Origin of the sequence: Massilia agilis (assembly GCF_024756255.1) — a bacterium.
GTDB classification, from domain to species: Bacteria; Pseudomonadota; Gammaproteobacteria; order Burkholderiales; family Burkholderiaceae_D; genus Telluria; species Telluria agilis.
Genome location: NZ_JANUHB010000001.1, coordinates 1,104,559 through 1,129,364, shown reverse-complemented (window position 1 = coordinate 1,129,364; position 24,806 = coordinate 1,104,559). Strand labels below are relative to the sequence as shown.

Here is a 24,806-nt window from a genome sequence, read left to right as displayed (position 1 = left end):
GGGGACCCATGCTGAGCCAGCAGGCCCGTACCGTTTTCACATCCTCGGAGACCAAAAAAACCATGAGTGCCATCGTTGACATCATCGGCCGCGAAATCATCGACTCGCGCGGCAACCCCACCGTCGAATGCGACGTGCTGCTCGAATCGGGCGTGATGGGCCGCGCCGCGGTGCCGTCGGGCGCCTCGACCGGCTCGCGCGAAGCGATCGAACTGCGCGACGGCGACCCCAAGCGCTACTTCGGCAAGGGCGTGCTGCAAGCCTGCGAAAACATCAACACCGAGATCAGCGAAGCGATCATGGGCCTGGACGCCAATGAGCAAGCCTTCCTCGACCGCACCCTGATCGACCTGGACGGCACCGAGAACAAGAGCCGCCTGGGCGCCAACGCCATGCTGGCCGTCTCGATGGCCGTGGCCAAGGCCGCGGCCGAAGAAGCCGGCCTGCCGCTGTACCGCTACTTCGGCGGCTCGGGCGCAATGCAGATGCCGGTGCCGATGATGAACGTCATCAACGGCGGCGCCCACGCCGACAACAACCTGGACATCCAGGAATTCATGATCATCCCGGTCGGCGCGCCCTCGTTCAAGGAAGCGATCCGCTACGGCGCCGAGGTGTTCCACACCCTGAAGAAGATCCTGCACAGCAAAGGCCTGACCACCGCGGTCGGCGACGAAGGCGGCTTTGCCCCGTCGGTCGCCAACCACGAAGAAGCGATCAAGCTGATCATGCAAGCGATCGACCAGGCCGGCTACGTGGCCGGCCAGGACATCGCCATCGGCCTGGACTGCGCCGCCTCCGAGTTCTACAAGGACGGCAAGTACCACCTCGAAGGCGAAGGGCTGGTGCTGTCGGCCACCGATTTCACCAACCTCTTGGCCACCTGGTGCGACAAGTACCCGATCATCTCGATCGAAGACGCGATGGCCGAAGGCGACTGGGAAGGCTGGAAGATTTTGACCGACGCGCTGGGCAAGAAGGTGCAGCTGGTCGGCGACGACCTGTTCGTCACCAACACCAAGATCCTGAAAGAGGGCATCCAGAAGGGCATCGCCAACTCGATCCTCATCAAGATCAACCAGATCGGCACCCTGACCGAGACCTTCGCCGCCATCGAAATGGCCAAGCGCGCCGGCTACACCGCCGTGATCTCGCACCGCTCGGGCGAAACCGAAGACTCGACCATCGCCGACATCGCGGTTGGCCTGAACGCCCTGCAAATCAAGACCGGCTCGATGTCGCGTTCTGACCGCATGGCAAAGTACAACCAGCTGCTGCGCATCGAGGAAGACCTGGGCGACATCGCCAGCTACCCGGGCCGCGACGCGTTCTACAACCTGAAGTAAGCGACCCAAGGACCGGCCAGCACGCGCTGGCCGGTATGCGATCCATGCGCCTGATCACGCTCGCCCTGGTTGCGCTGCTGCTGCTGATCCAGTACCCGTTGTGGCTGGGGAAAGGCAGCTGGCTGACCGTATCGGACCTGGAAGCGCAGGTCGACGCCATGCGCCAGAAGACCGAGGCGCTCAAGGCGCGCAACGCCCACCTTGAATCGGAAGTGCGCGACCTGAAGGAAGGCACCGGCGCGGTCGAAGAGCGCGCCCGCTACGAGCTGGGCATGATCAAGCAGAACGAGATCTTCGTCCAGGTGCTCAAGAAAGGCGACAAGAACGCCCCGAGCATGACCCCGCAAAAGCCGCTGCCCGACACCGACAAGAAGGGCAAGCCCCTCGAGGACTAACGCCGTGGCCGACCCACTCGACACCCTGGAAGCGATCGCCGTGCACCTGGCCGACGCCTTCGAATCGGGCGACCCGCATGCGATCACGAAAGCGCTGTCCGACGTTGCCGTATCCCCCGCCGCGGCCGAACTGGCCGCCGCTGCCGGCTTCCCGCGCCAGCAGCTGGGCGACGCGCTGCTGAACGGCGAACTGCCGCTGGACATGACGCTGGCGATCATGAAGGTGATCGACCTCTACCTGCCCGGCACGCGGCCGCACTGACACCGGCACCCGTAGGGTGGGCAGCTCTGCTGCCCACGCGTTCAACCAGCGCGAGCACGGCCGCTCACGCGTCACGTATCACCGCGTGGGCAGGAAACCTGCCCACCCTACGATCACTCGATCAGCGTCTTCACCAGCACGCCCTTGGGCGTGACGCTCTCCTGCCGCACCATCACCTGCGCGCCCTTCGCGAACCAGAACTTCGACACCGTCCCCGGCCGGTTGTAATCGGTGGTCAGCACCCAGCACTCGACCGGCCCGGCCGGCCCGCTGATGCTCTCCGATCCCACCACCTTCCACGTATAGCGCTGCGGCGCCGGCCCGCCCGGATGGTAGAAATTGATGCGGAACTCCTCGCCCTCGGCCATCGGCATCGCCTGCAGGAACTCGATATCGGTTTCAAAGTTGAAGGTCGGCTCGCCCGACTCGACGACCAGGTCCTTCTGCACGTTGTCCGCCAGGTCCTTCATCCCGGTGACCCGGTCCGGCGCAAACACGAAGCCCTCGACCTTGCGCTTGCCATCGCGCTCGCTGGTGCGCTCATGCGAGATCGGCCGGAAGGTGCCCGGCTCGAACCACGAATCGAGCCACAGCGTGTACGGCCCGGGCGCCACGCCATCCCAGCGCTGGCGCACGCGCAGCAGCTGTTTGCCGTCGCGCTGCTCGAAGCGCACCTCGCGCATCCAGATGTCGATCGGCTTGTTCGACTCGCCATCGCGCACGTAGCGCAGGTAGCGGTGCACCCCCGGCTTGACCAGCGCAAAGCGCGGCAGGGGCGTACCTACGTCGATGCTATGGACGGCGGCGCCCGCGTTCAGTGCCGCGGCGGCCAGGGTGGCCAGAAGAAGGGATTTGAGGGTCGCGACGTGCATATGTGCCTTTGCCTTCCCAAAAAACAGCATTCTGCACCATGCGTTCCGACCAGATTGTCTTCAATTGCAACGGCAAACGCCGTACCGCCAACTCAGGCGACGCACAGCCCCGCCAGCACCGCCCGCGCCGGCGCCGGGATCGGCACCGGCCGGTTGCTCTTGCGGTCCACGTACACATGCACGAAATGCCCGGCGGCCGACGGCAGCGGCTCGTCATTCCGGTACAGCGCGATCTCGTACTTCACGCTCGAATTGCCCAGCTTTGCCACGCGCACGCCCACGTGCACGGTATCGGGAAACACCACCGGCGCGAAATACGCGCACCCGGTCTCCACCACGAACCCGACCACCTCGCCGCCATGAATATCGAGCACGCCGCGCTCGATCAGGAAGCGGTTCACCGCCGTATCGAAATAGCTGTAGTAATGGACGTTGTTGACGTGGCCGTACACATCGTTGTCCATCCAGCGGGTCGCAATTTCGCAAAAGTGCGGAAAGGCGGAGCGGGGCGTGTCGCGCATATTGTTGTCGTTTGTCGGGTAGGGTGGGCACTTGTGCCCACGCGTTCTCACGCGCCGCGTGCGTCCGCGTGGGCTCGAGAGCCCACCCTACGGGTTAATGACGGGTCCCGCTGGCCGGCGCCGTCGCATCGACCGTGCTGCCGCCGGCAAACAGCCGCGCGCAATCGACCTTGTCGAACGCATAGTGCTTGCCGCAGAAGTCGCAGTTGATCGACAGCGAGCCCAGGTCGGCCAGCGCGTCATCCACCTCGGCCTGCCCCAGCATCTTGAGCATGTCGCCCACCTTCTCGCGCGTGCAGCTGCAATGGAACTCGGGATGCGCCGGGTCGAACACGCGCAGCGTCTCTTCCCAGAACAGGCGCCGCATCAGCGTGGCGATGTCGGTGACGAGCATCTCGTCGCGCTTGAGCGTGCTGGCCAGCGACACCGCGCGGTTCCAGGTCTCGAGGTCTTCCTCTTCGGTGGCCTGGCGGACCTGGCCCTCCACGTTGCTGTTGCGCGGCAGCTTCTGCAGCAGCAAGCCGCGCGCGACCTTGTCGTCCGCTGCCAGCCACAGCTTGGTATCCATCTGCTCCGAGCGCAGCATGTAGTTCTCGATCACGGTCGCCATATCCTCGCCCACCAGCGGCACGATACCCTGGTACGGCTGCTGCCCCGGCACCTTGTCCTGCGGGTCGAGCGTGATCACGAAGCGGCCCTTGCCGTGCGCGTTGAACAGCTGGCTGATCGTCGCCTGCTCCGGCACCTCCACATCGGGCGCCAGCTTGGCGGTGGCGCGCACGCGCAAGGCGGCATCGCACTCGACCACCAACAGGCGCACCGCGCCGTCGCCGTGGATCTGCATCACGATCGAGCCGTTGAACTTCAGGTTGGCCGACAGCAGGGCCGCGGCCGCGACCATCTCGCCCAGCACCGCGCGCACCGCGGGCGGATAGTTGTGGCGCGCCTGGATCTCTTGCCAGGCGTTGGAAATCTCCACGAGCTCGCCGCGCACGGCGGCGTTCTCGAAGATGAAGCGTTGCAGGGTGTCCTTGTCTACTGTCGTCATTGTCTATCCGATTTTCTTGAGCTCCGCCTTGAAGCGCTGGCCGCGCGTCACGTAGTGCGCGGCATTGCTGGACAGGCGTTGCAGGTCTTCTTCCGTGAGCGTGCGCACCACCTTGGCGGGCGCGCCCAGGATCAGCGAATTGTCCGGGAACTCCTTGCCTTCGGTGACCACCGCGCCGGCGCCCACCAGGCAGCCCTTGCCGATTTTCGCGCCGTTGAGCACCACGGCCTGGATGCCGATCAGGGCGCCGTCGCCGATGGTGCAGCCGTGCAGCATGGCCTGGTGGCCCACCGTCACGTTCTTGCCCACCGTCAGCGGAAAGCCCATGTCGGTATGCATCACCGTGCCTTCCTGGATATTGCTGTTTTCCCCGATCGTGATGCGCTCGTTGTCGCCGCGCACCGTCACACCGAACCAGACCGAGGCATTCGCCTCGACCGTGACCTTGCCGATCAGGTTGGCCGACTCGGCGACAAAGGCCGACGCATCGATCTCGGGGGCATGCTCGCCCAGCTGGTAAATCGCCATAGGATGTGCTCGCGAAAGGAGAGTTAAAAATATCGCTATTTTACGCCCTCGGGTCCGCCGCCCGTCCGATTGGGGCCAGATGGGGCTGACCGGCGGGAAATCAACCGCCGGCGTATAATCCGCACGATCGTACTTTTTTATTTTGCCATGAAGCCATCCCGTTCCGATTTCATCACCGTGCGCGGCCTGTCCACCCACGTGCGCCACTGGGGCCGCCAAGGCGCGCCCAAGCTGTTCATGCTGCACGGCTGGATGGACATGTCCGCCTCGTTTCAGTTCGTCGTCGACAGCCTGCAGGGCGACTGGCACGTGATTGCGCCCGACTGGCGCGGCTTCGGCCTGACCGAGCGCGCGGGCACCGACACCTACTGGTTCGCCGACTACGTGGCCGACCTCGACTTCATCCTCGACCACTACGCGCCCGGCGAGGCGGTCAACCTGCTCGGGCACAGCATGGGCGGCAACGTGGCCGGCATCTACGCCGGCGCGCGCCCGCAGCGCGTGGGCCGGCTGATCAACCTGGAAGGCTTTGGCCTGCCGGCAACGACGCCGGAGCAGTGGCCGGGGCGGCTTGCCGACTGGCTCGACCAGCTGCACCAGCCGCCGGAGATGCGCGGCTACGCCAGCCTGGCCGAGGTCGCGGCGCGCCTGCAGAAGACCAACCCGCGCCTGCCGCACGAGCGCGCCGCCTTCCTCGCGCAGCACTGGGCGGCGCAGGACGCCTCGGGCCAATGGCAGATCCTGGGCGACCCGGCCCACAAGCAACACGGGCCGCTGCTGTACCACGTCGACGAGGTGCTGGCCTGCTGGCGCCAGATCACGGCCCCGGTGCTGTCGGTGGAGGCCGAAGACACCAACATGTGGCGCTGGATGGGCCCGAAGGAGCAGGCGCGGGCCGAGGTGGACCGGCGCCTGTCGCACCTGGCCAACGCCACCCTGCGCATGATGCCGGACGCAGGCCACATGCTGCACCACGACCAGCCGGAGCTCTTGGCGCGCATGATCGAAGAGTTCCTGGCAACCTGAGTTCGTCACAACCCCAACCCGTCGTCCCCGCGCAGGCGGGGACCCATGGAACGCTCGCACTTGGCGAAGCGCGCAAGGATCGCAAACTCAGCATGGGTCCCCGCCTGCGCGGGGACGACGGTTCTACAAATGCCGCGTTTCAAGCGGCGCCGCATCCCAGATCTCGTTGCGCCCATCCAGCCAGCGCACCGGCGCCGCGATCAGTTCCTCCGGCGTCGCATCATCCAGGCACGCCACCGCCACCGCTACGAACGGCCCCATCCGCGGCGACTCCCCGGTCGAATGCGTATGGATCCCGCACTTCTTGCAAAAGTAATGCCCGTCGCGCCGGGTGAGAAAGCGGTACTCGCCCGGCTGCGCAGCGCTGCTTAACCGAAACGCCCCCGGCGCCACCACCGCTGCCCACCAGCGCATCTTGGTACAGATGGAACAGTTGCACTTGATGGTCCCAAGGGCGAGATCGATGTCCGCCTCGAAGCGCACATCCCCGCAATGGCAGCTCCCGTGATAAGTCGTCATTCTTGTCCTTTTCTCAAGCCTCAACTGTAGCACCGCCGTAGCGAGCTCAACAGGTAGCGGCGGCCAATGCAGCGTACAATGGATGCATGATGAACGTCGACCTGCACTGCCACTCCACCGTCTCCGATGGCCTGCTCGCGCCCGCCGACGTTGCCGCCTTTGCGCGCAAGGCGGGCGTGGACGTGTGGGCGCTGACCGACCACGACGAAGTCGATGGCATCCAGGCCGCGCGCCAGGCCGCCGGCGAGCTGGGCATGCGCTTCGTCTCGGGCGTCGAGATCTCGATCACCTGGGCCGGCCAGACGGTGCACATCGTCGGCCTGCACATCGACGAGCACAACGAGGCGCTGCGCAAGGGCCTGGAGGCAACCCGCAGCGGTCGCGACCGCCGCGGCCACGAGATTTCCGCGCAGCTGGAAAAGGTCGGCATCCACAACGCCTATGAGGGCGCGCTCAAGTACGTCGGCAACCCCGACCTGATGTCGCGCACCCACTTCGCCCGCTACCTGGTCGAGATCGGCGCCTGCGACTCCACCGCCGACGTGTTCCGCAAGTACCTGTCTGAAGGCAAGCCCGGCTACGTGCCGCACCGCTGGGCCACGCTGGAGGAAGCGGTCAGCTGGATCCGCGGCGCCGGCGGCATTCCCGTCATCGCCCACCCGGGCCGCTACAAGTTCGCCCAGGTGGCGGAAGACGCGCTGTTCGACCAGTTCAGGCAGCTCGGCGGCAACGCGATCGAAGTGGTGACCGGCAGTCACTCGCCCGACCAGTACGCAACCTATGCCGAGGTCGCCCGCCGTTTCGGCTTTCTCGCCTCGCGCGGCACCGATTTCCATGGCCCGGGCGAAGCGCGCGTGGACTTTGCGCTGCTGCCGCCGCTGCCGCCGGGCCTGACCCCGGTGTGGCACGACTGGTTTTAAGCTGCGGTTAAGGCTGAGCCCTTGAATTTTCCGGGTGGCAGCCGTATCTTAGCGGCCTGTTAATACCAACCTGGCCCCGGAGGCTGCATCCATGAAGCGCATCATTCTGTTCCTCGCGACCAACCTTGCGGTCGTGCTGGTCTTGTCGATCGTCCTGAACGTGCTGGGCATCGGCCGTACCGTCGGGCCGAACAACCTGGGCGCGCTGCTGGTGTTCTCGCTGGTGGTCGGTTTCACCGGTTCGATCATCTCCCTGCTCATGAGCAAACCGATGGCCAAATGGTCGACCGGCGCGCGCGTGATCGAGCAGCCCGCCAACTCGACCGAGCTGTGGCTTGTCAACACCGTGCAGGGCCTGGCCCAGCGCGCCGGCATCGGCATGCCCGAAGTGGCGGTGTACGAGGGCGAACCGAACGCGTTTGCCACGGGCGCATTCAAGGATTCGGCGCTGGTGGCCGTGTCCACGGGCCTGCTCTCGGGCATGAACCGCGAGGAAGTGGAAGCCGTGCTCGGCCACGAGGTGGCGCACATCGCCAACGGCGACATGGTCACGCTCACGCTCATCCAGGGGGTGGTCAACACCTTCGTCGTGTTCCTGTCGCGCGTGGTCGGCTTCTTCGTCGACCAGGTCCTGCTGCGCGGGAATGACGAGCGCCGCGGCCCGGGCATCGGTTATATGATCAGCGTGTTCGTGTGCGAGATCGTGTTCGGCCTGGTGGCCTCGATGATCGTGGCCTGGTTCTCGCGCTACCGCGAGTTCCGTGCCGACGCCGGCTCGGCACGCCTGTTGAACAGCACGCTGCCGATGCAGCACGCGCTCGCCCGCCTGGGCCAGATGCACTCGGCCGACCTGCCGCAATCGATGCAGGCGTTCGGCATCTCGGGCGGCGGCAGCGGCTGGGGCGCGCTGTTTGCCAGCCACCCGCCGCTGGAAGAGCGTATCGCGGCGCTGCAGCAGCTGCGCTGACATGTAGGGTGGGCACTCGTGCCCACGCGGTTGGGCACGCGGCGCGTATCACCGCGTGGGCTCAAGAGCCCACCCTACGATTTACAAGGGTTTGAATGAGCCAGTTTTTCGAGATCCACCCCGACAATCCCCAGCCCCGGCTGGTCAAGCAATCCGCGGAGATCATCCGCAGCGGCGGCATCGTCGCCGTGCCCACCGACTCGGCCTACGCACTGGTGTGCCGGCTCGACGACAAGGCTGCCGTCGAGCGCCTGCGGCGGATCCGCGGCGTGGACGAGAAGCACCACCTGACGCTGCTGTGCCGCGACCTGTCCGAGATCGCGCAGTACGCGCGCGTGGACAACCAGCAGTACCGCCTGCTCAAGGCCACCACGCCCGGGCCGTACACGGTGATCCTGGAAGCGACGCGCGAAGTGCCGCGCCGCCTGTCGCACCCGTCGCGCAAGACCATCGGCCTGCGCGTGCCCGAGAACCGCATCCTGCTGGCGCTGCTCGAAGAGCTGGGCGAGCCGGTGATCGGCACCACGCTGCAGCTGCCCGGCGACGAACACATGCTGTCCGACCCGGACGAGGTGCAGGAGCGCCTCGGCAAGCAGATCGACCTGGTGATCGACGGCGGCGCCGGCACGCTGGAGCCGACCACGGTCATCGACCTGACCGGGCCAGCGCCCGAGCTGGTGCGGCAGGGCAGGGGCGACGCCGCCGCCTTTGGCCTGTAAGTTAGCCTTCGAACGTCGTCCCCGCGCAGGCGGGGACCCATAGACACGCCGCAGCGTCGAACAGCTGGCGTGGGCCCGCGAACTCGGCATGGGTCCCCGCCTGCGCGGGGACGACGTGCAATCGCTGGTGGCCGCCCCCATTTCCGGGCTGCCGCCGCGCCGCCTCTGATAGAATCCCCCTTTATGGATGAACTCATACGCACCATCGCAGTCTACGCGCTGCCTCTTCTCTTCGCGATCACCCTGCACGAAGCTGCCCACGGATACGTCGCCAATTACTTCGGGGACAAGACCGCCTACGTCGCCGGCCGCGTGAGCCTGGACCCGTTCAAGCACATCGACCCGGTCGGCACGGTGCTCATGCCGCTGCTGCTGTACTTCATCAGCCATGGCAGCTTCATGTTCGGCTACGCCAAGCCGGTGCCTGTCAATTTCGGCAACCTGCGCAACCCGCGCAAGCAGTCGGCCTTCGTCGCCATCGCCGGCCCCGGCTCGAACCTGCTGATGGCCCTGGGCTGGCTGATCGTCGGCCTGCTGGTCGCGGCCTACAGCGGCCCGGACGGCTTCTTGTTCGAAGTCTCGCGCGCCGGCATTCGCATCAACCTGATCTTCTTCGCGCTGAACCTGGTGCCGATCCCGCCGCTGGACGGCGGCCGCGTGGTCACCAGCATCCTGCCGCCGCGCCTGGGCTACCAGTTCGCGCAGCTCGAACCGTACGGCTTTTTCATCGTCATGGCGCTGCTCGTGACCCATGTGCTCGACTTCTGGCTGGCCGGCGTGTCGAACCTCGGTTACGGCCTGATCAACCTGATCGCCAGCCCCCTGCAACTCATCCTCACCTGACCTCATTATGTATCCCGATCGCGTCGTTTCCGGTATGCGCCCCACCGGCGCCATGCACCTTGGCCACTACCACGGAGCCCTGAAAAACTGGATCCGCATGCAGTCCGAGCTGCCTTGCCTGTTCTTCGTGGCCGACTGGCACGCGCTGACCACCCACTACGACGACCCGACCATCATCGAGAAGAGCACCTGGGACATGGTGATCGACTGGCTCGCGGCCGGCATCGACCCGTCGCAGTCGACCATCTTCATCCAGTCCAAGGTGCCCGAGCACGCCGAGCTGCACCTGCTGCTGTCGATGGCCACGCCCCTGGGCTGGCTCGAGCGCGTGCCGACCTACAAGGACCAGATCGAAAACCTGTCCAGCCGCGACCTGGCCACCTACGGCTTCCTCGGCTACCCGCTGCTGCAGGCGGCCGACGTGCTGATCTACCGCGCCACCCAGGTGCCGGTGGGCGAGGACCAGATCCCGCACATCGAAATGATGCGCGAGATCGCGCGCCGCTTTAACCACCTGTACGGCAAGGAGCCGGGCTTCGAGGAAAAAGCGCTGGAAGCGGTCAAGAAGCTGGGCAGCAAGCGCGCCAAGCTCTACACCGAGCTGCGCACCGCTTTCCAGCAGGAGGGCAAGGAAGACGCGCTGGCGCAGGCCCAGGCCATGCTGGACGAAGCGGGCAGCCTCTCGAACATCGACCGTGAGCGCCTGTTCGGCTACCTCGAGGGCAGCCGCAAGATCATCCTGGTCGAGCCGCAGGTCAAGCTGACCGAGGCGTCGCGCCTGCCGGGCCTGGATGGCCGCAAGATGTCCAAGAGCTACGGCAACGCGATCACGCTGCGCGAGGACCGCGAATCGGTCACCAAGAAAATCCGCACCATGCCTACCGACCCGGCGCGGGTGCGCCGCAGCGATGCCGGCGACCCGCTCAAGTGCCCGGTGTTCCAGCTGCACCAGGTGTATTCGGATGAGCAGACGAAGGACTGGGTCATGAAGGGATGCACCAGCGCCGGCATCGGCTGCCTGGAGTGCAAGCAGCCGGTGGTGGATGCCGTGCTGGCCGAACAGGAACCGATGCGCGAGCGTGCGCAGCAATACTTGGACGACCCGTCGCTGGTGCGCGCGATCGTGGCCGACGGCTGCGAGAAGGCCCGCAAGCTGGCCCAGGAAACCATGCGCGACGTGCGCGAGGCCATGGGGCTGGACTACAGCTGATGGATACGGCTTCGTCCTGGGTGCGCCGCTGGGCGCCGCTGGTGCCGTCGGGCGAAGTGCTCGACCTTGCCTGCGGCAGCGGCCGCCATGCGCGCCTGCTGGCTGCGCTCGGCCACCCGGTGCTGGCGCTGGACCGCGACCGACAGGCGCTGGCAGCCGCCGGCGGCCCCGGCATCCGGACCATGGAATACGACCTCGAGGCCGAAGGCGCCCCCTGGCCGTTCGAGGCCGGCCGCTTTGCCGGCATCGTCGTCACCAACTACCTGCACCGGCCGTTGATGCCGGCGCTGATGAAGTCGCTCGCCCCGGGCGGCGTGCTCGTGTACGAAACCTTCGCCGTGGGCAACGAGGTGTTCGGCAAGCCGTCGAACCCGCTGTTCCTGCTGGGCGCGGGCGAGCTGCTCGAACAGGCAAGGGAAGGGGGCTTGCGCGTGATCGCGTTTGAAGACGGCGTCACGGACGAGCCCACGCCGGCGCGCGTGCAGCGCCTGTGCGCGGCGGGCCCGGCATATGCATGGAGCGACGCAAAACTCGACCATTTATCTCGGCAGAAGCAACCATAACGGCAGGCTATCCGCTACAATCCAATTTTTATTTACCGGCACGGTCTTGAATATGATTAAGGGCAGCATAGTAGCCATCGTCACTCCGATGTTCGAAGACGGCAGTCTCGACAAGGACGGCCTGCGCAAGCTGATCGACTGGCATGTTGCGGAAGGCACCGATGCGATGGTGATCGTCGGCACTACCGGCGAATCGGCCACCGTCTCCCCAGAAGAACACTGCGAGCTGGTCAAGCTGGCAGTGGAACACACCGCAGGGCGCATCCCCGTGATCGCCGGCACCGGCGGCAACTCGACTGCCGAAGCGATCGCGCTCACCCGCCACGCCAAGGAAGTCGGCGCCGACGCTTCGCTGCAGGTGGTTCCGTACTATAACCGTCCGACCCAGGAAGGCATGTACCGCCACTTCAAGGCCATCGCCGAAGCGGTGGACCTGCCGGTGATCCTGTACAACGTGCCGGGCCGCACCGTGGCCGACATGAGCAACGACACCATCCTGCGCCTGGCGCCGGTGGACAACATCATCGGCATCAAGGACGCAACCGGCAACATCGGCCGCGGCCTGGAACTGCTCAAGGCCGTGCCAAGCAACTTCGCCGTCTATTCGGGCGACGACGCCACCGCCATGGCGCTGATGTTCTGCGGCGCCTCGGGCAACATCTCGGTCACCGCCAACGTTGCCCCGCGCCTGATGCACGAGATGTGCGTGGCGGCGATGTCGCGCGACATCCCGCGCGCCATCGAGCTCAACAACCGCCTGCTCGGCCTGAACAACAAGCTGTTCGTCGAGCCGAACCCGGTGCCGGTCAAGTGGGCGCTGGCGGAAATGGGTATGATGCCGTCTGGCATTCGCCTGCCGCTCGCGCCGCTGTCGGCCCAGTTCCACGACGTGGTGCGCGGCGCCCTGCGCGAAGCTGGCATCTCCCTGAAGTCCTGAGCCCGCACGGGCCCCAACCCAGTAACGATATGACTATTGCAAAGAACAAGCCCCTGGCCTCCCAACCTGCCGTGCGTGCGCTGACGCTGTCCGTGCTCGCGCTCAGCCTGGCTGCCTGCACCACCGTGTTCGAGTCGGACAAGGTGGACTACAAGGCCGCCAAGAAAGCCGCTCCGCTGGACGTGCCGCCGGACCTGACCCAGCTGCAGAAGGACAATCGTTACGCCATCCCTGACGGCCGTGGCGTGGCCACCGCCTCGGGCCTGCAGCAGGCCGGCCCGGCCACCGTGGCCGCTGCCGCCGAGCAGATCAGCCCGGTCTCGACCGACAAGGTGCGCGTCGAGCGCGCCGGCAACCAGCGCTGGCTGGTGGTCAAGGCCAGCCCCGAGCAGCTGTGGCCGCAGCTGAAGGACTTCTGGGCCGATTCGGGCTTCACCGTCGAAACCGAAAATCCGGCGGCCGGCATCATGGAAACCAACTGGGCCGAGAACCGCTCGAAGATCCCGCAGGACTTCATCCGCAACGCGATCGGCAAGGTCTTCGACTCGGCCTATTCCACCGGCGAGCGCGACAAGTTCCGCACCCGCCTGGAGCGCCTGCCGGACGGCTCGACCGAGATCTACCTGAGCCACCGCGGCGCCGAGGAAGTGGTGCAGAAAGAGGGCGGCACCGCCTGGACCACCCGCGCCAACGACCCGCAGCTCGAAGTCATGTTCCTGGCCCGCCTGATGGCGCGCCTGACCGGCAGCAGCAATGTGAAGGCGGCCGAAGCGGTGGTCAACAGCGCCGCGCCGGCGCCGCAGCACGCCAAGCTGCTGGTGGACCATGTGGAAGTGGACGAAGGCTTTGACCGCGCATGGCGCCGCGTGGGCCTGGCGCTGGACCGCCTGGGCTTCACCGTCGAGGACCGCGACCGCGTGCAGGGCATCTACTTCGTGCGCTACGTCGATCCGGAAGGCGCGGACAAGCAGGGCTTCTTCTCCAAGCTGCTCAGCTTCGGCAACGACGACAAGGCCAAGGAAGCGCAGCGCTACCGCGTGCTGGTCAAGGGCGCGCAGGGCGGCGCCAGCAGCGACGTGACCGTGCTGACCAACGAGGGCAAGCCCGTCACCACGCCGACCGGCGCGAAGATCCTGAAGCTCCTGAACGACGAGTTGAAATAAATTGCTCGTTGAAAAAAAACCGGCCTGCATGGCCGGTTTTTTATTTGGCGACGTCTGCGTCCACTCGCGCATTTGGAACCGTCGTCCCCGCCTGCGCGGGGACGACGTGCCAAGGTTAAAGGTTGATCCAACGGAGGCGGCGAGCCGTTCAATGATGGTGGTGTCCTGCCATCGCATCCTTGCCATGGTCGGCCAGCTGCGCCCCGAACCATTCGTGCAGTGCCGCCACCAGCTGCGGATCGTCGCTGCGGTACACCAGTTCGGCCCCGCCATCGACCTCGCGGTACGCGACCTGCACCTGCCCCGGCGCCGCTGCCTTCAGCCGCGCCAGCCCCGGCATCGCATCGCCATGGATGCGCGCAGGCGCCGAGAAATCGCCGTCTTTGAACTGCCGCGCAATCTCGCGCAGGTGAGCGCGTACCAGGCCCGTTTGGCGCGCGTCTGACGGATCCTTTGCCACCACCCGCTGCACGCCGCCGTCCGACGTCGTCGTGAACACGTGGGTGGTCGCAGTGAGCTCGAACGGCATCACCTGGGCTCCGCGCCGCGCCACCTCGGCCTGGCGCTCAGGCGTGGCCTGCTGGGCGAAAACGGGGGCTGCGGCGAGCAGCAATAATACCACCATCGATTTATTCATCTGCTACCTCTTCAAGGCATGCCAGCCAAGTGCCAATCTTACGCGGCGCCCGGCGTACAGGCGAAAAAAAACCGGCCCGAAGGCCGGTTTCTTAATCAGGAAAAGCTGATTACTTCGAAGCAGCCGGAGCGGCAGCGGCAGCCGAAGCGGCTTCCGAAGCGGCCGAAGCAGCAGCCGAAGCGGCAGCAGCAGCGTCCGAAGCTGCAGCAGCAGCCGGAGCAGCAGCGTCAGCCGGAGCAGCGGCCGGAGCAGCAGCCGGAGCAGCCTCGACGACCGGTGCCGGAGCAGCAGGAGCTTCTTCTTTTTTGCTGCAAGCAGCCAGAGCAACAGCCAACAGGGAGACGATCAGCAGGGATTTTTTCATGGGTTTTCCTTAATTAATTCAAAAGTAAGTACTGCTTGGTGCGATGAATAATTACCGGTAATTATCGCTCGTCAGGAATTCTCGTCAGCTTTCAAAACGCTAAATAGTGCCCGACAGACAACGAAACGTTCCTAACAGGATATGTTATAGCCAAATTTACTGAATCGCAATAGGAAACGATGCTAACATGGCAGGTTTTTGTGACACCGCAACATTCATTTTGTTACAAGATGCTACTGCGTTGCACAATGGGCCATCACCAGTAGTAGAACGATAAGCATTACAAGCCGGTTGCTGTTGGTTGCAGTGCAACATAAGATTCGGCCCAGATGGCGGCAAAGCGCTGCTTGGGAATCTCGGCAGCGCCGGGCGCGTCGAACGCGGCCTGGCCACGGATATGGTCGCTGTGGAAGCGCCTGAGCACATGGATGCCGTCGGCGATGCAGAACGAGTCCGTGAGCTGGCGCAGCACGCTGTTGGTGACGCGGCACTCGACGCGGTGCGAATAATCGCGGAGCAGGCGCAAAAAGCGCGGGTAATGGCGCTCGATGTGGGCCGTGGAGTGGGCCGCCAGCTGCAGCGTGCCGCTGCCGTGCAGGAAAGCGCGCAGCGCCGCATCCACGCCGCTGTCGCCCAGCGGGAAGACCGCGAAGTCCGGATCGAACAGCTGCAGCGTCACGTGCGAGCGCGCGAGGCAATCGCGAAAGCGCGCATCGAACTCGGCGTGGGTGGTCACTGGCAACAGCTGCGGTTCGGTCATCGCGTCTCTCCCGTATCAGGCAAGTTCAAGCCAGCCGTCGTGGTACCAGGTGTACAGCGCGTCGCGCACGTCCTCGGTGGCGCTGGCGATCGCGGCGCCATCGAGCGCGCGCTCGTCGGCCAAGAGGGCCAGTGCCGGCTTGTCGGCGCGCCCGGCCTGGAACGACTCGCCGTTGATGAACACGTGCTTGCCGCGGTAGAGCATCTGGGTCTTGAGCGACAGCTTCACGCCGCGCTTTTCGGCCGATTCGAGGAAGCGGCCGATTGCCAGCGGCTTGGCCGGCGGCGTGAAGAACACGTTGTGCTTCGGCTCGGACATGTACTCGCCGAGGAAGATGGCCACATCCTCTTCGTCCCAGCGCACCTTGTTCAGTTCCTCGGTGACGGTGGCCAGCATGTCGGCCGGGATCTCGGCCGGCTTGGTGGCAGGCTTGAGCGCGGGGTCGGTGTACAGCCCCGGCAGGTCGATCGAGTCGGCCATGAACTGCAGGAAGTTCTCGCCCAGCTCCTGGAAGTTCGGCACCCTGAAGCCCACCGAGTAGGTCATGCACTCGCCCTCGGCGATGCCGTCGTGGTTGTAGAGCGGCGGCAGGTACAGCATGTCGCCCGGCTCGAGCACGTACTCTTCGTCCGGCTCGAAGTTGGCGAGGATCTTGACCGGCAGGCCGTCGACGAGGGTCTGGTCGCCCCCCTTGCTGATGCGCCAGCGGCGCTTGCCGTGCGCCTGCAGCAGGAACACGTCGTACGAATCGTAGTGGGGGCCGACGCCGCCGCCATCGGTGGCAAAGCTGATCATCAGGTCGTCCAGCCGCGTTTGCGGCACGAAGCGGAACTGGCGCAGCAGCGCGTCCACGCGCGCGTCGTACAGGTTCACGCCCTGCACCAGCATGGTCCATTCGCGCTGCTCGCGTGGCGGCAGTTCGGCCAGCGGGCCGTGCTGCAAATTCCAATCGCCGTTCGCGTGCGTGAGCAGGCGCGACTCGACGTGGTTCTGGCGCGCCAGTTCGGCCAGTTTTTCGAACTTGAGCAGCGGTTTGAAATTGGGGATGGCCTGCTTGATCAGCAGGGGTTTCTTTTGCCAGTAATCGCGCAGGAACTGGGCGGGCGTCAGGTTGCCGAGGAGCTGTAATTTTTGCATGGATTCATTATAACCTTCGCCGGACAGGGGCAAAGCGGGGCTGGGGGTATAATCCGCTCCTTACAACGAAAGGATGTGCGATGAAGATTGCCAAGAACACGGTCGTGACGGTCAACTACCGCCTGTCGGACGCCCAGAACAACCTGATCGAAGAAGGCACCCAGCCGATGGTGTACCTGCACGGCGGGTACGAGAACACGCTGCCCAAGATCGAGGAAGAGCTGGACGGCAAGGATGTCGGGTATTCGTCGGTCATCCAGATCGAGCCCGAAGACGCGTTCGGCGACTACGACCCGGCCCTGATCAAGGTCGAGCCGAAGGACCGCCTGCCCGGGCCGATCGAAGTGGGCATGCAGTTCGAAGGCATGGCCGAGGGCGGCGACCCGGACGACGAGCCGACCATCTTCACGGTGACGGAAATCGCGGAAGACAAGGTGGTGCTGGACGGGAACCACCCGCTGGCCGGCATGGCGCTGCGCTTTGAGCTGTCGGTGATCGACGTGCGTGCGGCAACGGCGGAAGAGATCGCGCACGAGCACGTGCACGGCGCGCATGGCCACCACGAAGAGCACGGCCACCAGGAGCTCGACGACAGCGAGCCGGGCGACCACTTCCGCAGCCACCCTCTGCAATAAGCAACCCGGATGTTGTAGGGTGGGCAGCTTGTCTGCCCACGCGTTCAACCCAAGCGTGACACGCCGCACGGCTTGCCAACGCCCGTTGAACGCGTGGGCGGGAGACCCGCCCACCCTACGATGGCCGACTAGTCCGCCGCGTCCTTGACGGTGAACTTCGGCTCCCCATCGGTCTTCACGCGCACCTCCAGCGCACCGGGCCCCACCGACAGGTGCCCCACATTCCCGCGCCACTCGATGCCGGGCTTCGCGCCTTTCGGCAGCCCTGCGCCATCGACCAGCAGCACCTTGCCCGCGAATTTCTGCGCCAGCGCCAGCACCTGCCGGCGCGGCTCGGCGAAGCCGTCATGTCCTGCCGGCGCGCGCCGCAGCAGCGCGCGCAGCCCGGTCGGCTCCGAGAACGGCTTCAGGTCGCCTTCCGAGAACAGCACGATCGCCTCGACCTTGTCGCTTTTAGCAATCGCAAACAGGCGATTGAGCCAGAACCGGTTGGCCACCAGCCTGTCCTCGTACTCGCTGTTGCGGCCCGCCGCCGGCACATAGTGGTTGTTGTTGGAGGGGAGGTTGATCGTCGCGTACAGCACCTTGCCCACTTCCCAGTGCGCGTTCTCGGCATAGCTGCGAAAGCGCGGGCTCATCGACTGGCGCGTGAGCGCGATCTTCTTTTCGCCCAGCGACTGCGACTCGGCGAAGAACAGCTCGCGCAGCCGCGCCAGGCGCTCGATCGCGTTCGAGCGGCCGGCCGAGTTCTTGCACTCGGTCCAGTCGCTGGCCGCAGGCAGCACCACCATCGGCCGCCGCGCGTTGTCGATGAGCTCGCGCCGCTGCTGGTACAGCTTGTCCACGCAGCCTTCCTGCACGCCCTTGATCCCGGCCACTACCACGAACGCCAGCGACTTCTCGCTGGTTTCCGCGATCGCCGCCTTCAGGTGTTCTTCGCCGCCGGAGATGAAGCTGTGCCCGATCACGGCGAAGCGCTGCCCGTCCTCACGCTTGGGCGCGGCGCTGGCGGACAGCGCCAGAAGCGCGCAGGACAGCAGCAGGGACCGGGACAGCAGTTGCATCAGGCGGCCAGGCGTTTCAGTTCGTAGAGCCGCTCGAGCGCCTCGCGTGGGGTCAGCGCGTCGGGATCGATCGCGTCCAGCGCCGCGCGCACGGCGTCGGCGGCCGGTAGCGCTGCCACCGGCTCGTCCTCCGGCTCCACGCACGGCGGCGGGGCAAACAGGTCCATCTGCGAGGCGCCATCCACTGCCTGGGCCTCCAGCCGCGCCAGGTGGCGGCGCGCGGCGCGGATCACGCCCGGCGGCACGCCCGCCAGCTGCGCCACCTGCAGGCCGTAGCTCTGCGAGGCGGGCCCGTCCTGCACCGCGTGCAGGAACACGATGCTGTCCTTGTGCTCGACCGCCGACAGGTGCACGTTGACCGCGCTCGGGTGGGCCTCCGGCAGCTGGGTCAGCTCGAAGTAGTGGGTCGCAAACAGCGTGAAGCTGCGGCTCGTCTCGATCAAATGGCGCGCGATCGCCCACGCCAGCGCCAGGCCGTCGAAGGTCGAGGTGCCGCGCCCCACTTCATCCATCAGCACCAGCGAGCGGTCGGTGGCGCCGTTGAGGATCGCGGCCGATTCGGTCATCTCCACCATGAAGGTCGAGCGGCCGTTGGCCAGGTCGTCGGAGGCGCCGATGCGCGTGAAGATACGGTCGATCGGGCCGATCGTGGCGCTGGCGGCCGGAACGTAGCTGCCCACGTAGGCCAGCAGCGTGATCAGCGCAACCTGGCGCATGAAGGTCGATTTACCGCCCATGTTGGGGCCGGTGATGAGCAAGAGCCGCTTGTCGTCCGACAGCCGGCACGAGTTGGCGATGAAGCGCTCGATCTGGTTCTCGACAACCGGGTGGCGGCCTTCGACGATGTCCAGGCACGGCTCGTCCACCAGCTGCGGCGCGCACCAGTTGCTGCGAACGGCGTGTGTGGCCAGCGCGGCCAGCGTGTCGATTTGCGCCAGGCCGCGCGCGATCGACTGCAGCTGGCCGATGAACGGAGCCAGGTCGGCCAGCAGCTGGTCGTACAGCAGCTTTTCGCGTGCCAGCGCCTTGTCCTGCGCCGACAGGGCCTTGTCCTCGAACGCCTTCAGTTCGGGCGTGATGTAGCGCTCGGCGTTCTTGAGCGTTTGGCGGCGGCGGTAGTCCTCGGGCACCTTGTCGGCCTGGCCGTTGGTGACCTCGATGTAAAAGCCGTGCACCTTGTTGTACTCGACGCGCAGGTTGGCGATCCCGGTGCGGGCGCGCTCGCGCGTCTCCAGGTCCACCAGGAACTGGCCGGCGTTCTCGGACAGCGCGCGCAGCTCGTCCAGTTCGGCGTCAAAGCCGCGCGCGAACACGCCGCCGTCGCGCACCATGGCTGCCGGTTCCTCGGCGATGGCGCGCGCGAGCAGGTCCAGGCAGGCGTCCGGCGTGGCCAGCGCCGCGTGGATCTCGTGCAGCAGGCAGGTGTCGCCCGGGATGAAGCACTGCGCCACTTGTGCGCGCAGCGCCGGCAGCTGCGTGAGGCCGTCGCGCAGGCTGGCCAGGTCGCGCGGGCGCGCCGACAGCAGCGCCACGCGGGTGGTGATGCGCTCGATATCCGGCACCTGCGACAGCGTGGCCAAAAGGCTGCCCGCCGCGTCGCGCTCGATCAGCGCCTGCAGCGCCTGGTGGCGCGCGCGTGCCACCGCCTGGTCGCGCCTTGCATGGTGCAGCCAGTGGCGCAGCAGGCGCGAGCCCATCGCGGTGCGGCAGTGGTCCAGCAGCGAAAACAGCGTGGGCGACTCCTGCCCGCGAATCGTTTCGGTCAGCTCCAGGTTGCGGCGGGTGGCCGCGTCCAGCCCGATGAATTCGTTCTCGCTTTCGACGGCCAGGCTCTTCACGTGCTGCAGCCCGCGGCCTTGCGTCGATTGGGCATAGCGCAGCAGCGCGCCGGCCGCGCCGAATGCCGCACCCAGGCCGTCGGCGCCATAGCCCGACAGGGTGGCCACCGCCAGCTGGTCGAGTAGCGCCTTGTGACCCTTGACCACGTCGAAGTGCCACTCCGGCACGTGCTGGGTGTGCCCGATCGGGCTGTCTTCGAACAGGTCGCCGCCATCGTCCGCGCGCAGCACCTCGGCCGGCGCAATGCGCTCGAGCTCCTGCGCCAGGCGCGCGCCGACGGTGCGCGCGTCGCCCGAGAATTCCATCAGCTTGAGCGCGCCCGAGGCCAGCGACAGCCAGGCCAGGCCGCAGGTGGATACCTTGCGCTGGGTGAGCGTGCACACGGCCAGCAGCGGGCGCTCCGCCTTTTCGGGCAGCAGGTCGGCATCGGTCAGGGTGCCCGGCGTAACCACCCGCACCACCTTGCGCTCAACCGGACCCTTGCTGGTGGCCGGGTCGCCGATCTGCTCGCAGATCGCGCACGACTCGCCCATGCGCACCAGCTTGGCCAGGTAGGGGTCGAGCGAGTGGAAGGGCACGCCGGCCATCTTGATCGGCACCCCGTTCGACGAACCGCGTGCAGTCAGCGTGATGCCGAGGATGCGCGCCGCCTTCTCGGCGTCGTCAAAGAACAGCTCGTAGAAGTCGCCCATGCGGTAGAAGACCAGCATGGTCGGGTAGTCGCCCTTGATGCGCAGGTACTGCTGCATCATCGGCGTGTGCTTTTCCGTCGCGCTGCTCTTTGCCGCGGCGGCGTTGATCTCGTTCGGGACAGTGGTCATTTCTCGTTGTGTGGGTACGGCAGAGCAGGTTGCAAGCCAAGGGCGCCATTTTACCGCGATCGGTCCTGCTCGCCAGAGGGCGCGGCCTGGCGGTTGCAGGTTTTCGTTGTCGAATTTTTTTACACGCGGTGGCCGGAACGCCGCGACCATTTATCTAAGTGGTTGATATTGCTGGGTTTCACTTTTTTGGCACGGATCCTGCTAAGTGTTAAGCGCTTAACCCAACAGCGCAAAACCCAGAAAAAAAGGACAACAATGAAAACCAAGGTACTCAATACAGTGGTGGCCGGTGTGCTGGTGGCAGCGGGGGCTCAGGCCCAGGCGACCGTGGTGTCGACCAATTCGGTTGGCGGGATTTTCGACGGCAGCTCGGGCACCCGTACGCTCTCGGTGACCACGCACGGGACGATCCAGGACCTGAACCTGACGATCGATTTTGCCAAATGCGACAACAACGGCGCCGACGGGCCGCTGCTGGATGCGAACAACCGCTGCATCGGCAGGGGCAACGCGTTCGACAGCGAGATCGTGTTTTCGCTCACGGGCCCGAACGGGCAGCCGGTCAGCCTGGTCCAGCAGGGCACCTTCAGCAACGGTAACACGCCGGGCCTGGGCCGCATCCAGCTGACCTTCGATGACGAGGCCGTAACGACCGCGGGCGGCAAGATGCGGGCGGGTTCGTATGCGCCGGTTCAGCCGCTTTCCGTCTTCGACGGTCTGGACATGTTCGGCACCTGGACGCTGTTTGTGCAGGACACGCGCAGGGGCGATCCGCTCCAGTACTTTGGCGCGTCGCTCGACATCACCATCGGTACTGCGGCCGAGGTGCCGGAGCCGGGAACGGTGGCGATCGTGGGACTTGGCCTGATCGGCATGGGCGCGCTGCGCCGGCGCCGGCAGGTTTGAAGGGACGTTGTTCGGCCGGCGGCAGCGCCGGCTGGCATCGGGGGAGGCAGGGGCCCGCGCGAGCGGGCCTCTGCCTGTCTGCATGGCCGTCGTTCCCGCGCAGGCGGGAACCCATGCGCCGCATACTGTCACGCGACGCATGGGTCCCCGCCTGCGCGGGGACGACGTTGGCAAATTGGCGGGCTCTCTTGCTGGTCAGCCTTCGGCCACGCGCTTGGCGATGTGCGCCAGCGCTTCGTCCACCTGGTCGATCAGGATCAGCGCCAGATCGCTCTCGCCCAAGCGCGAGAGCGCGCGGTCGATCGCGACGAACTCGCCGTTGATTTCCTCGACATGGCTGGTGCGGGTGGCGCCGGCCAGGCCCTCGCGCAGCAGCGCGATCACCTCGCCGTCGGCGCGGCCGCGCTGGCACTGGTCCTGGTACAGCAGCACGTCGTCGAACGCGCCGCCCAGGATGCGGGTCTGGTCGCGGATGTCCTCGTCGCGGCGGTCGCCTGCGCCGCTGATCAGGACCAGGCGGCGCTTGGCCGGCATGGCCTCGACCGCGTTGACCAGCGCCTGCATCGCGTCCGGGTTGTGGCCGTAGTCGGCGATCACGGTCGCGCCGCGATAGTCGAACACGTTGAAGCGCCCCGGCGCGTTGTTGCTCTCGCCCTTGAAGGTCGCAAGGCCGATGCGGATCGCGTCCCACGGCACGTTCACCGCCCAGGCGGCGGCCACTGCGGCCATCACGTTCTCGACCTGGAAGCCGATCACGCCGCCACGGGTGAGCGGCACGTCGGCAAGCGCCAGGCGCTGCTCGAACTTGCCTTGCGCCGCGACCAGCATGCCGTCCTCGACGAACACCACGCGCTTGCCTTTGGCGCGGTGCATCGACAGCGGCGGGTGCGTGCCGTCCAGCGCAAAGAAGGTGACGTCGCCCTTGGTCTTCTCGGCCATGCTGGCCACCATCGGGTCGGCCGCGTTGAGCACGGCCATGCCGCCCGGCGCCACGTTCATCACGATCACGCGCTTGAGCACCTTCAGGTCTTCCAGCGTGGTGATGTAGTTCAGGCCCAGGTGGTCGCCCGCGCCGATGTTGGTCACCACCGCCACCTGGCAGCGGTCGAAGGCCAGGCCTTCGCGCAGCATGCCGCCGCGCGCGGTCTCGAACACGGCCGCGTCCACGTCCGGGTGCAGCAGCACGTTGCGCGCGCTGCGCGGGCCGCTGCAGTCGCCGCTGTCGATGCGGCGGCCTTCAATGTACACGCCGTCGGTGTTGGTCATGCCGGTGCGCAGGCCCGAAGCGCTGAGCAGGTGCGCGATCAGGCGCACGGTGGTGGTCTTGCCGTTGGTGCCGGTCACCGCTACCACCGGGATGCGTCCGTCGTCGCCGTCCTTGAACATGGTCGAGATGATCGCCTCACCCACCGCGCGGCCCTTGCCGAACGAAGGCGAGATGTGCATGCGCAGGCCCGGCGCGGCGTTCACCTCGACGATGCCGCCGCCTTGCTCCTCGATGGGCTTGAGCACGCTGTCGCAGACCAGGTCCACGCCGCAGATGTCCAGGCCCACCATGTTGGCCGCGGCGATCGCGCGCGCCGCCACTTCCGGATGCACGTCGTCGGTCACGTCGGTGGCCGCGCCGCCGGTGGACAGGTTGGCGTTGTTACGCAGCCGCACGCGCTCGCCCTTGGGCGGCACCGAGTCGGCGTTGTAGCCCTGCTTGGCCAGGCTGGCCAGCGCGATGTCGTCGAAGCGGATCTTGGTCAGCGAGGTTGCATGGCCGCTGCCGCGGCGCGGGTCCTTGTTGACGATCTCGACCAGTTCGCGCACGGTGTGCACGCCGTCGCCCACCACCGAGGGCGGGTCGCGCCGCGCGGCCGCCACCAGCTTGTCGCCCACCACCAGCAGGCGGAAGTCGTGGCCCGGCAGGTAGCGCTCGACCATGATCTCGTCGCGGAACTCGCTCGCGGTGTGAAAACCGGCGGTGAGCTGCTCGCGCGTGGTCACGTTGACCGTCACGCCCTTGCCCTGGTTGCCGTCCTTCGGCTTGATCACCACCGGCAGGCCGATCTCCAGCGCGGCGGCCCAGGCGTCGTCCGGGTCGCTCACGGTGCGGCCCAGCGGCACCGGCACGCCGGCCGCATGCAGCAGCTTCTTGGTCAGTTCCTTGTCCTGTGCGATCGATTCCGCGATCGCGCCGGTGCAGTCCATTTCGGCAGCCTGGATGCGGCGCTGGCGGCTGCCCCAGCCGAACATCACCAGGCTGCCTTCGGTCAGGCGGCGGTACGGAATGCCGCGCGCTACGGCGGCGTGCACGATCGAGCCGGTGGACGGGCCCAGGCGCACGTCCTCGTCCAGTTCGCGCAGCTGCGCCAGCGCCGCTTCCAGGTCGAACGGGGTGTCGTCGCGCGCCGCTTCGCACAGCTTCTGCGCAAGGTCCAGCGCCAGGCGGCCGACTTCCTCTTCGGTGTATTCGACCACCACCTGGTACACGCCCGGCTCGATGGTCGCGGTGGTGCGGCTGAAGGTGACCGGGCAGCCGGCCTGCGCCTGCAGGTCGAGCGCGGCCAGTTCCAGCACCTGCGCCATCGGCACCGTCTTGTCATGGCCGGTCGGCGCGAGCTGGCTGACGTGGGGGAAGCGCGTGCGCAGGCGGGTCTCGAAGCCGGGCAGGGCGGCGATGGACTCCTCGTCGGGCGTGCACTTGACGATGGCTTCCACCGAGGTATGGTGGCTCCAGAGGTTAGGACCCCGCAGGGCCCGTACGCGTGATACTTCCATAAACCTTCAATCCTTTGTGTGGTCCGCGCGCCTTTTGG

The 24,806-nt window shown here is 66.4% G+C and carries 26 protein-coding genes; 14 read left to right on the top strand and 12 right to left on the bottom strand.

Going from position 1 to position 24,806, the window contains the following annotated elements:
• Nucleotides 1–62 precede the first annotated feature (62 nt).
• From eno to NX774_RS05100, 3 genes are read left to right on the top strand one after another with little or no spacing between them, the layout of a single operon-like run.
• Entirely contained in the window at nt 63–1,346 is a 1,284-nt protein-coding gene (eno, locus tag NX774_RS05110; RefSeq protein ID WP_258821070.1) for a phosphopyruvate hydratase, read from the top strand.
• 44 nt (nt 1,347–1,390) lie between these two features.
• Complete coding sequence (gene ftsB, locus NX774_RS05105; RefSeq protein ID WP_258821446.1) at nt 1,391–1,741, top strand: cell division protein FtsB; 351 nt, start codon at nt 1,391–1,393, stop codon at nt 1,739–1,741.
• 4 nt (nt 1,742–1,745) lie between these two features.
• Nucleotides 1,746–2,003: a helix-turn-helix domain-containing protein gene (locus NX774_RS05100; protein WP_258821069.1), complete on the top strand. Its 258-nt coding sequence runs from the start codon at nt 1,746–1,748 to the stop codon at nt 2,001–2,003.
• 113 nt (nt 2,004–2,116) lie between these two features.
• On the opposite strand, the gene NX774_RS05095 is transcribed toward NX774_RS05100, so the two are convergent.
• From NX774_RS05095 to NX774_RS05080, 4 genes are all read right to left on the bottom strand, one after another.
• Nucleotides 2,117–2,875 (bottom strand): DUF3108 domain-containing protein, encoded by a 759-nt coding sequence (locus NX774_RS05095; RefSeq protein WP_258821068.1) that lies wholly within the window; start codon nt 2,873–2,875, stop codon nt 2,117–2,119.
• Between the two features lie 92 nt (nt 2,876–2,967).
• The gene (locus tag NX774_RS05090; protein ID WP_258821067.1) at nt 2,968–3,396 is read right to left on the bottom strand and encodes an acyl-CoA thioesterase; all 429 of its coding nucleotides are present in this window, start codon (nt 3,394–3,396) and stop codon (nt 2,968–2,970) included.
• Nucleotides 3,397–3,490: 94 nt separating this feature from the next.
• A complete protein-coding gene (gene hslO / locus NX774_RS05085; RefSeq protein WP_258821066.1) occupies nt 3,491–4,444 on the bottom strand; it encodes an Hsp33 family molecular chaperone HslO in 954 nt (317 codons plus the stop codon).
• A gap of 3 nt (nt 4,445–4,447) precedes the next feature.
• Nucleotides 4,448–4,972, bottom strand: a complete 525-nt coding sequence (locus NX774_RS05080; RefSeq protein ID WP_258821065.1) for a gamma carbonic anhydrase family protein — start codon at nt 4,970–4,972, stop codon at nt 4,448–4,450.
• A 147-nt stretch (nt 4,973–5,119) separates the two neighbouring features.
• Here NX774_RS05080 and NX774_RS05075 point away from each other — a divergent pair, with 147 nt between their 5' ends.
• Nucleotides 5,120–5,998 (top strand): alpha/beta fold hydrolase, encoded by an 879-nt coding sequence (locus NX774_RS05075; RefSeq protein WP_258821064.1) that lies wholly within the window; start codon nt 5,120–5,122, stop codon nt 5,996–5,998.
• 123 nt (nt 5,999–6,121) lie between these two features.
• On the opposite strand, the gene NX774_RS05070 is transcribed toward NX774_RS05075, so the two are convergent.
• Nucleotides 6,122–6,517: a GFA family protein gene (locus NX774_RS05070; RefSeq protein ID WP_258821063.1), complete on the bottom strand. Its 396-nt coding sequence runs from the start codon at nt 6,515–6,517 to the stop codon at nt 6,122–6,124.
• An 86-nt stretch (nt 6,518–6,603) separates the two neighbouring features.
• Here NX774_RS05070 and NX774_RS05065 point away from each other — a divergent pair, with 86 nt between their 5' ends.
• The 8 genes from NX774_RS05065 to bamC all read left to right on the top strand — a co-directional run bounded on the left by NX774_RS05065 (nt 6,604) and on the right by bamC (nt 13,839).
• Nucleotides 6,604–7,437 carry a 3',5'-nucleoside bisphosphate phosphatase gene (locus tag NX774_RS05065; RefSeq protein WP_258821062.1) on the top strand — a complete coding sequence of 278 codons (834 nt, stop codon included), beginning with the start codon at nt 6,604–6,606 and terminating at the stop codon, nt 7,435–7,437.
• A gap of 91 nt (nt 7,438–7,528) precedes the next feature.
• On the top strand, nt 7,529–8,404 hold the full coding sequence (gene htpX / locus NX774_RS05060; protein WP_258821061.1) for a protease HtpX: 876 nt from the start codon (nt 7,529–7,531) through the stop codon (nt 8,402–8,404).
• A 95-nt stretch (nt 8,405–8,499) separates the two neighbouring features.
• Entirely contained in the window at nt 8,500–9,123 is a 624-nt protein-coding gene (locus NX774_RS05055) for an L-threonylcarbamoyladenylate synthase (RefSeq protein WP_258821060.1), read from the top strand.
• A gap of 183 nt (nt 9,124–9,306) precedes the next feature.
• A complete protein-coding gene (locus tag NX774_RS05050; protein WP_258821059.1) occupies nt 9,307–9,966 on the top strand; it encodes a site-2 protease family protein in 660 nt (219 codons plus the stop codon).
• A 7-nt stretch (nt 9,967–9,973) separates the two neighbouring features.
• Complete coding sequence (locus NX774_RS05045) at nt 9,974–11,176, top strand: tryptophan--tRNA ligase (protein WP_258821058.1); 1,203 nt, start codon at nt 9,974–9,976, stop codon at nt 11,174–11,176.
• Nucleotides 11,176–11,739 carry a class I SAM-dependent methyltransferase gene (locus NX774_RS05040; RefSeq protein WP_258821057.1) on the top strand — a complete coding sequence of 188 codons (564 nt, stop codon included), beginning with the start codon at nt 11,176–11,178 and terminating at the stop codon, nt 11,737–11,739. Before NX774_RS05045 ends, NX774_RS05040 begins: the two co-directional genes overlap by 1 nt.
• Nucleotides 11,740–11,791: 52 nt before the next feature.
• The gene (gene dapA, locus NX774_RS05035) at nt 11,792–12,676 is read left to right on the top strand and encodes a 4-hydroxy-tetrahydrodipicolinate synthase (RefSeq protein ID WP_258821445.1); all 885 of its coding nucleotides are present in this window, start codon (nt 11,792–11,794) and stop codon (nt 12,674–12,676) included.
• A 29-nt stretch (nt 12,677–12,705) separates the two neighbouring features.
• Nucleotides 12,706–13,839 carry an NlpB/DapX family lipoprotein gene (gene bamC / locus NX774_RS05030; RefSeq protein WP_258821056.1) on the top strand — a complete coding sequence of 378 codons (1,134 nt, stop codon included), beginning with the start codon at nt 12,706–12,708 and terminating at the stop codon, nt 13,837–13,839.
• Nucleotides 13,840–13,987: 148 nt separating this feature from the next.
• Here bamC and NX774_RS05025 read toward each other — a convergent pair whose 3' ends face one another.
• From NX774_RS05025 to NX774_RS05010, 4 genes are all read right to left on the bottom strand, one after another.
• Nucleotides 13,988–14,476, bottom strand: coding sequence for an aspartate carbamoyltransferase (locus tag NX774_RS05025; protein WP_370660402.1), 489 nt, complete (start codon nt 14,474–14,476; stop codon nt 13,988–13,990).
• 109 nt (nt 14,477–14,585) lie between these two features.
• Nucleotides 14,586–14,840: a hypothetical protein gene (locus tag NX774_RS05020; RefSeq protein ID WP_258821055.1), complete on the bottom strand. Its 255-nt coding sequence runs from the start codon at nt 14,838–14,840 to the stop codon at nt 14,586–14,588.
• 280 nt (nt 14,841–15,120) lie between these two features.
• Nucleotides 15,121–15,600, bottom strand: coding sequence for a DUF7931 domain-containing protein (locus tag NX774_RS05015; protein ID WP_258821054.1), 480 nt, complete (start codon nt 15,598–15,600; stop codon nt 15,121–15,123).
• A gap of 15 nt (nt 15,601–15,615) precedes the next feature.
• Nucleotides 15,616–16,737: a ribosomal protein uL16 3-hydroxylase gene (locus NX774_RS05010; RefSeq protein WP_258821053.1), complete on the bottom strand. Its 1,122-nt coding sequence runs from the start codon at nt 16,735–16,737 to the stop codon at nt 15,616–15,618.
• Nucleotides 16,738–16,817: 80 nt separating this feature from the next.
• Here NX774_RS05010 and NX774_RS05005 point away from each other — a divergent pair, with 80 nt between their 5' ends.
• Nucleotides 16,818–17,372 carry an FKBP-type peptidyl-prolyl cis-trans isomerase gene (locus NX774_RS05005; RefSeq protein ID WP_258821052.1) on the top strand — a complete coding sequence of 185 codons (555 nt, stop codon included), beginning with the start codon at nt 16,818–16,820 and terminating at the stop codon, nt 17,370–17,372.
• Nucleotides 17,373–17,500: 128 nt separating this feature from the next.
• Here NX774_RS05005 and NX774_RS05000 read toward each other — a convergent pair whose 3' ends face one another.
• Both NX774_RS05000 and mutS read right to left on the bottom strand, forming a co-directional pair.
• Nucleotides 17,501–18,436 (bottom strand): hypothetical protein, encoded by a 936-nt coding sequence (locus tag NX774_RS05000; protein ID WP_258821051.1) that lies wholly within the window; start codon nt 18,434–18,436, stop codon nt 17,501–17,503.
• Nucleotides 18,436–21,096, bottom strand: coding sequence for a DNA mismatch repair protein MutS (gene mutS, locus NX774_RS04995; RefSeq protein WP_258821050.1), 2,661 nt, complete (start codon nt 21,094–21,096; stop codon nt 18,436–18,438). Before mutS ends, NX774_RS05000 begins: the two co-directional genes overlap by 1 nt.
• 255 nt (nt 21,097–21,351) lie before the next feature.
• On the opposite strand from mutS, the gene NX774_RS04990 reads away from it, so the two are divergent.
• On the top strand, nt 21,352–22,002 hold the full coding sequence (locus tag NX774_RS04990) for a PEP-CTERM sorting domain-containing protein (protein ID WP_258821049.1): 651 nt from the start codon (nt 21,352–21,354) through the stop codon (nt 22,000–22,002).
• A 195-nt stretch (nt 22,003–22,197) separates the two neighbouring features.
• On the opposite strand, the gene cphA is transcribed toward NX774_RS04990, so the two are convergent.
• Entirely contained in the window at nt 22,198–24,768 is a 2,571-nt protein-coding gene (gene cphA, locus NX774_RS04985; RefSeq protein ID WP_258821048.1) for a cyanophycin synthetase, read from the bottom strand.
• Nucleotides 24,769–24,806 lie beyond the last annotated feature (38 nt).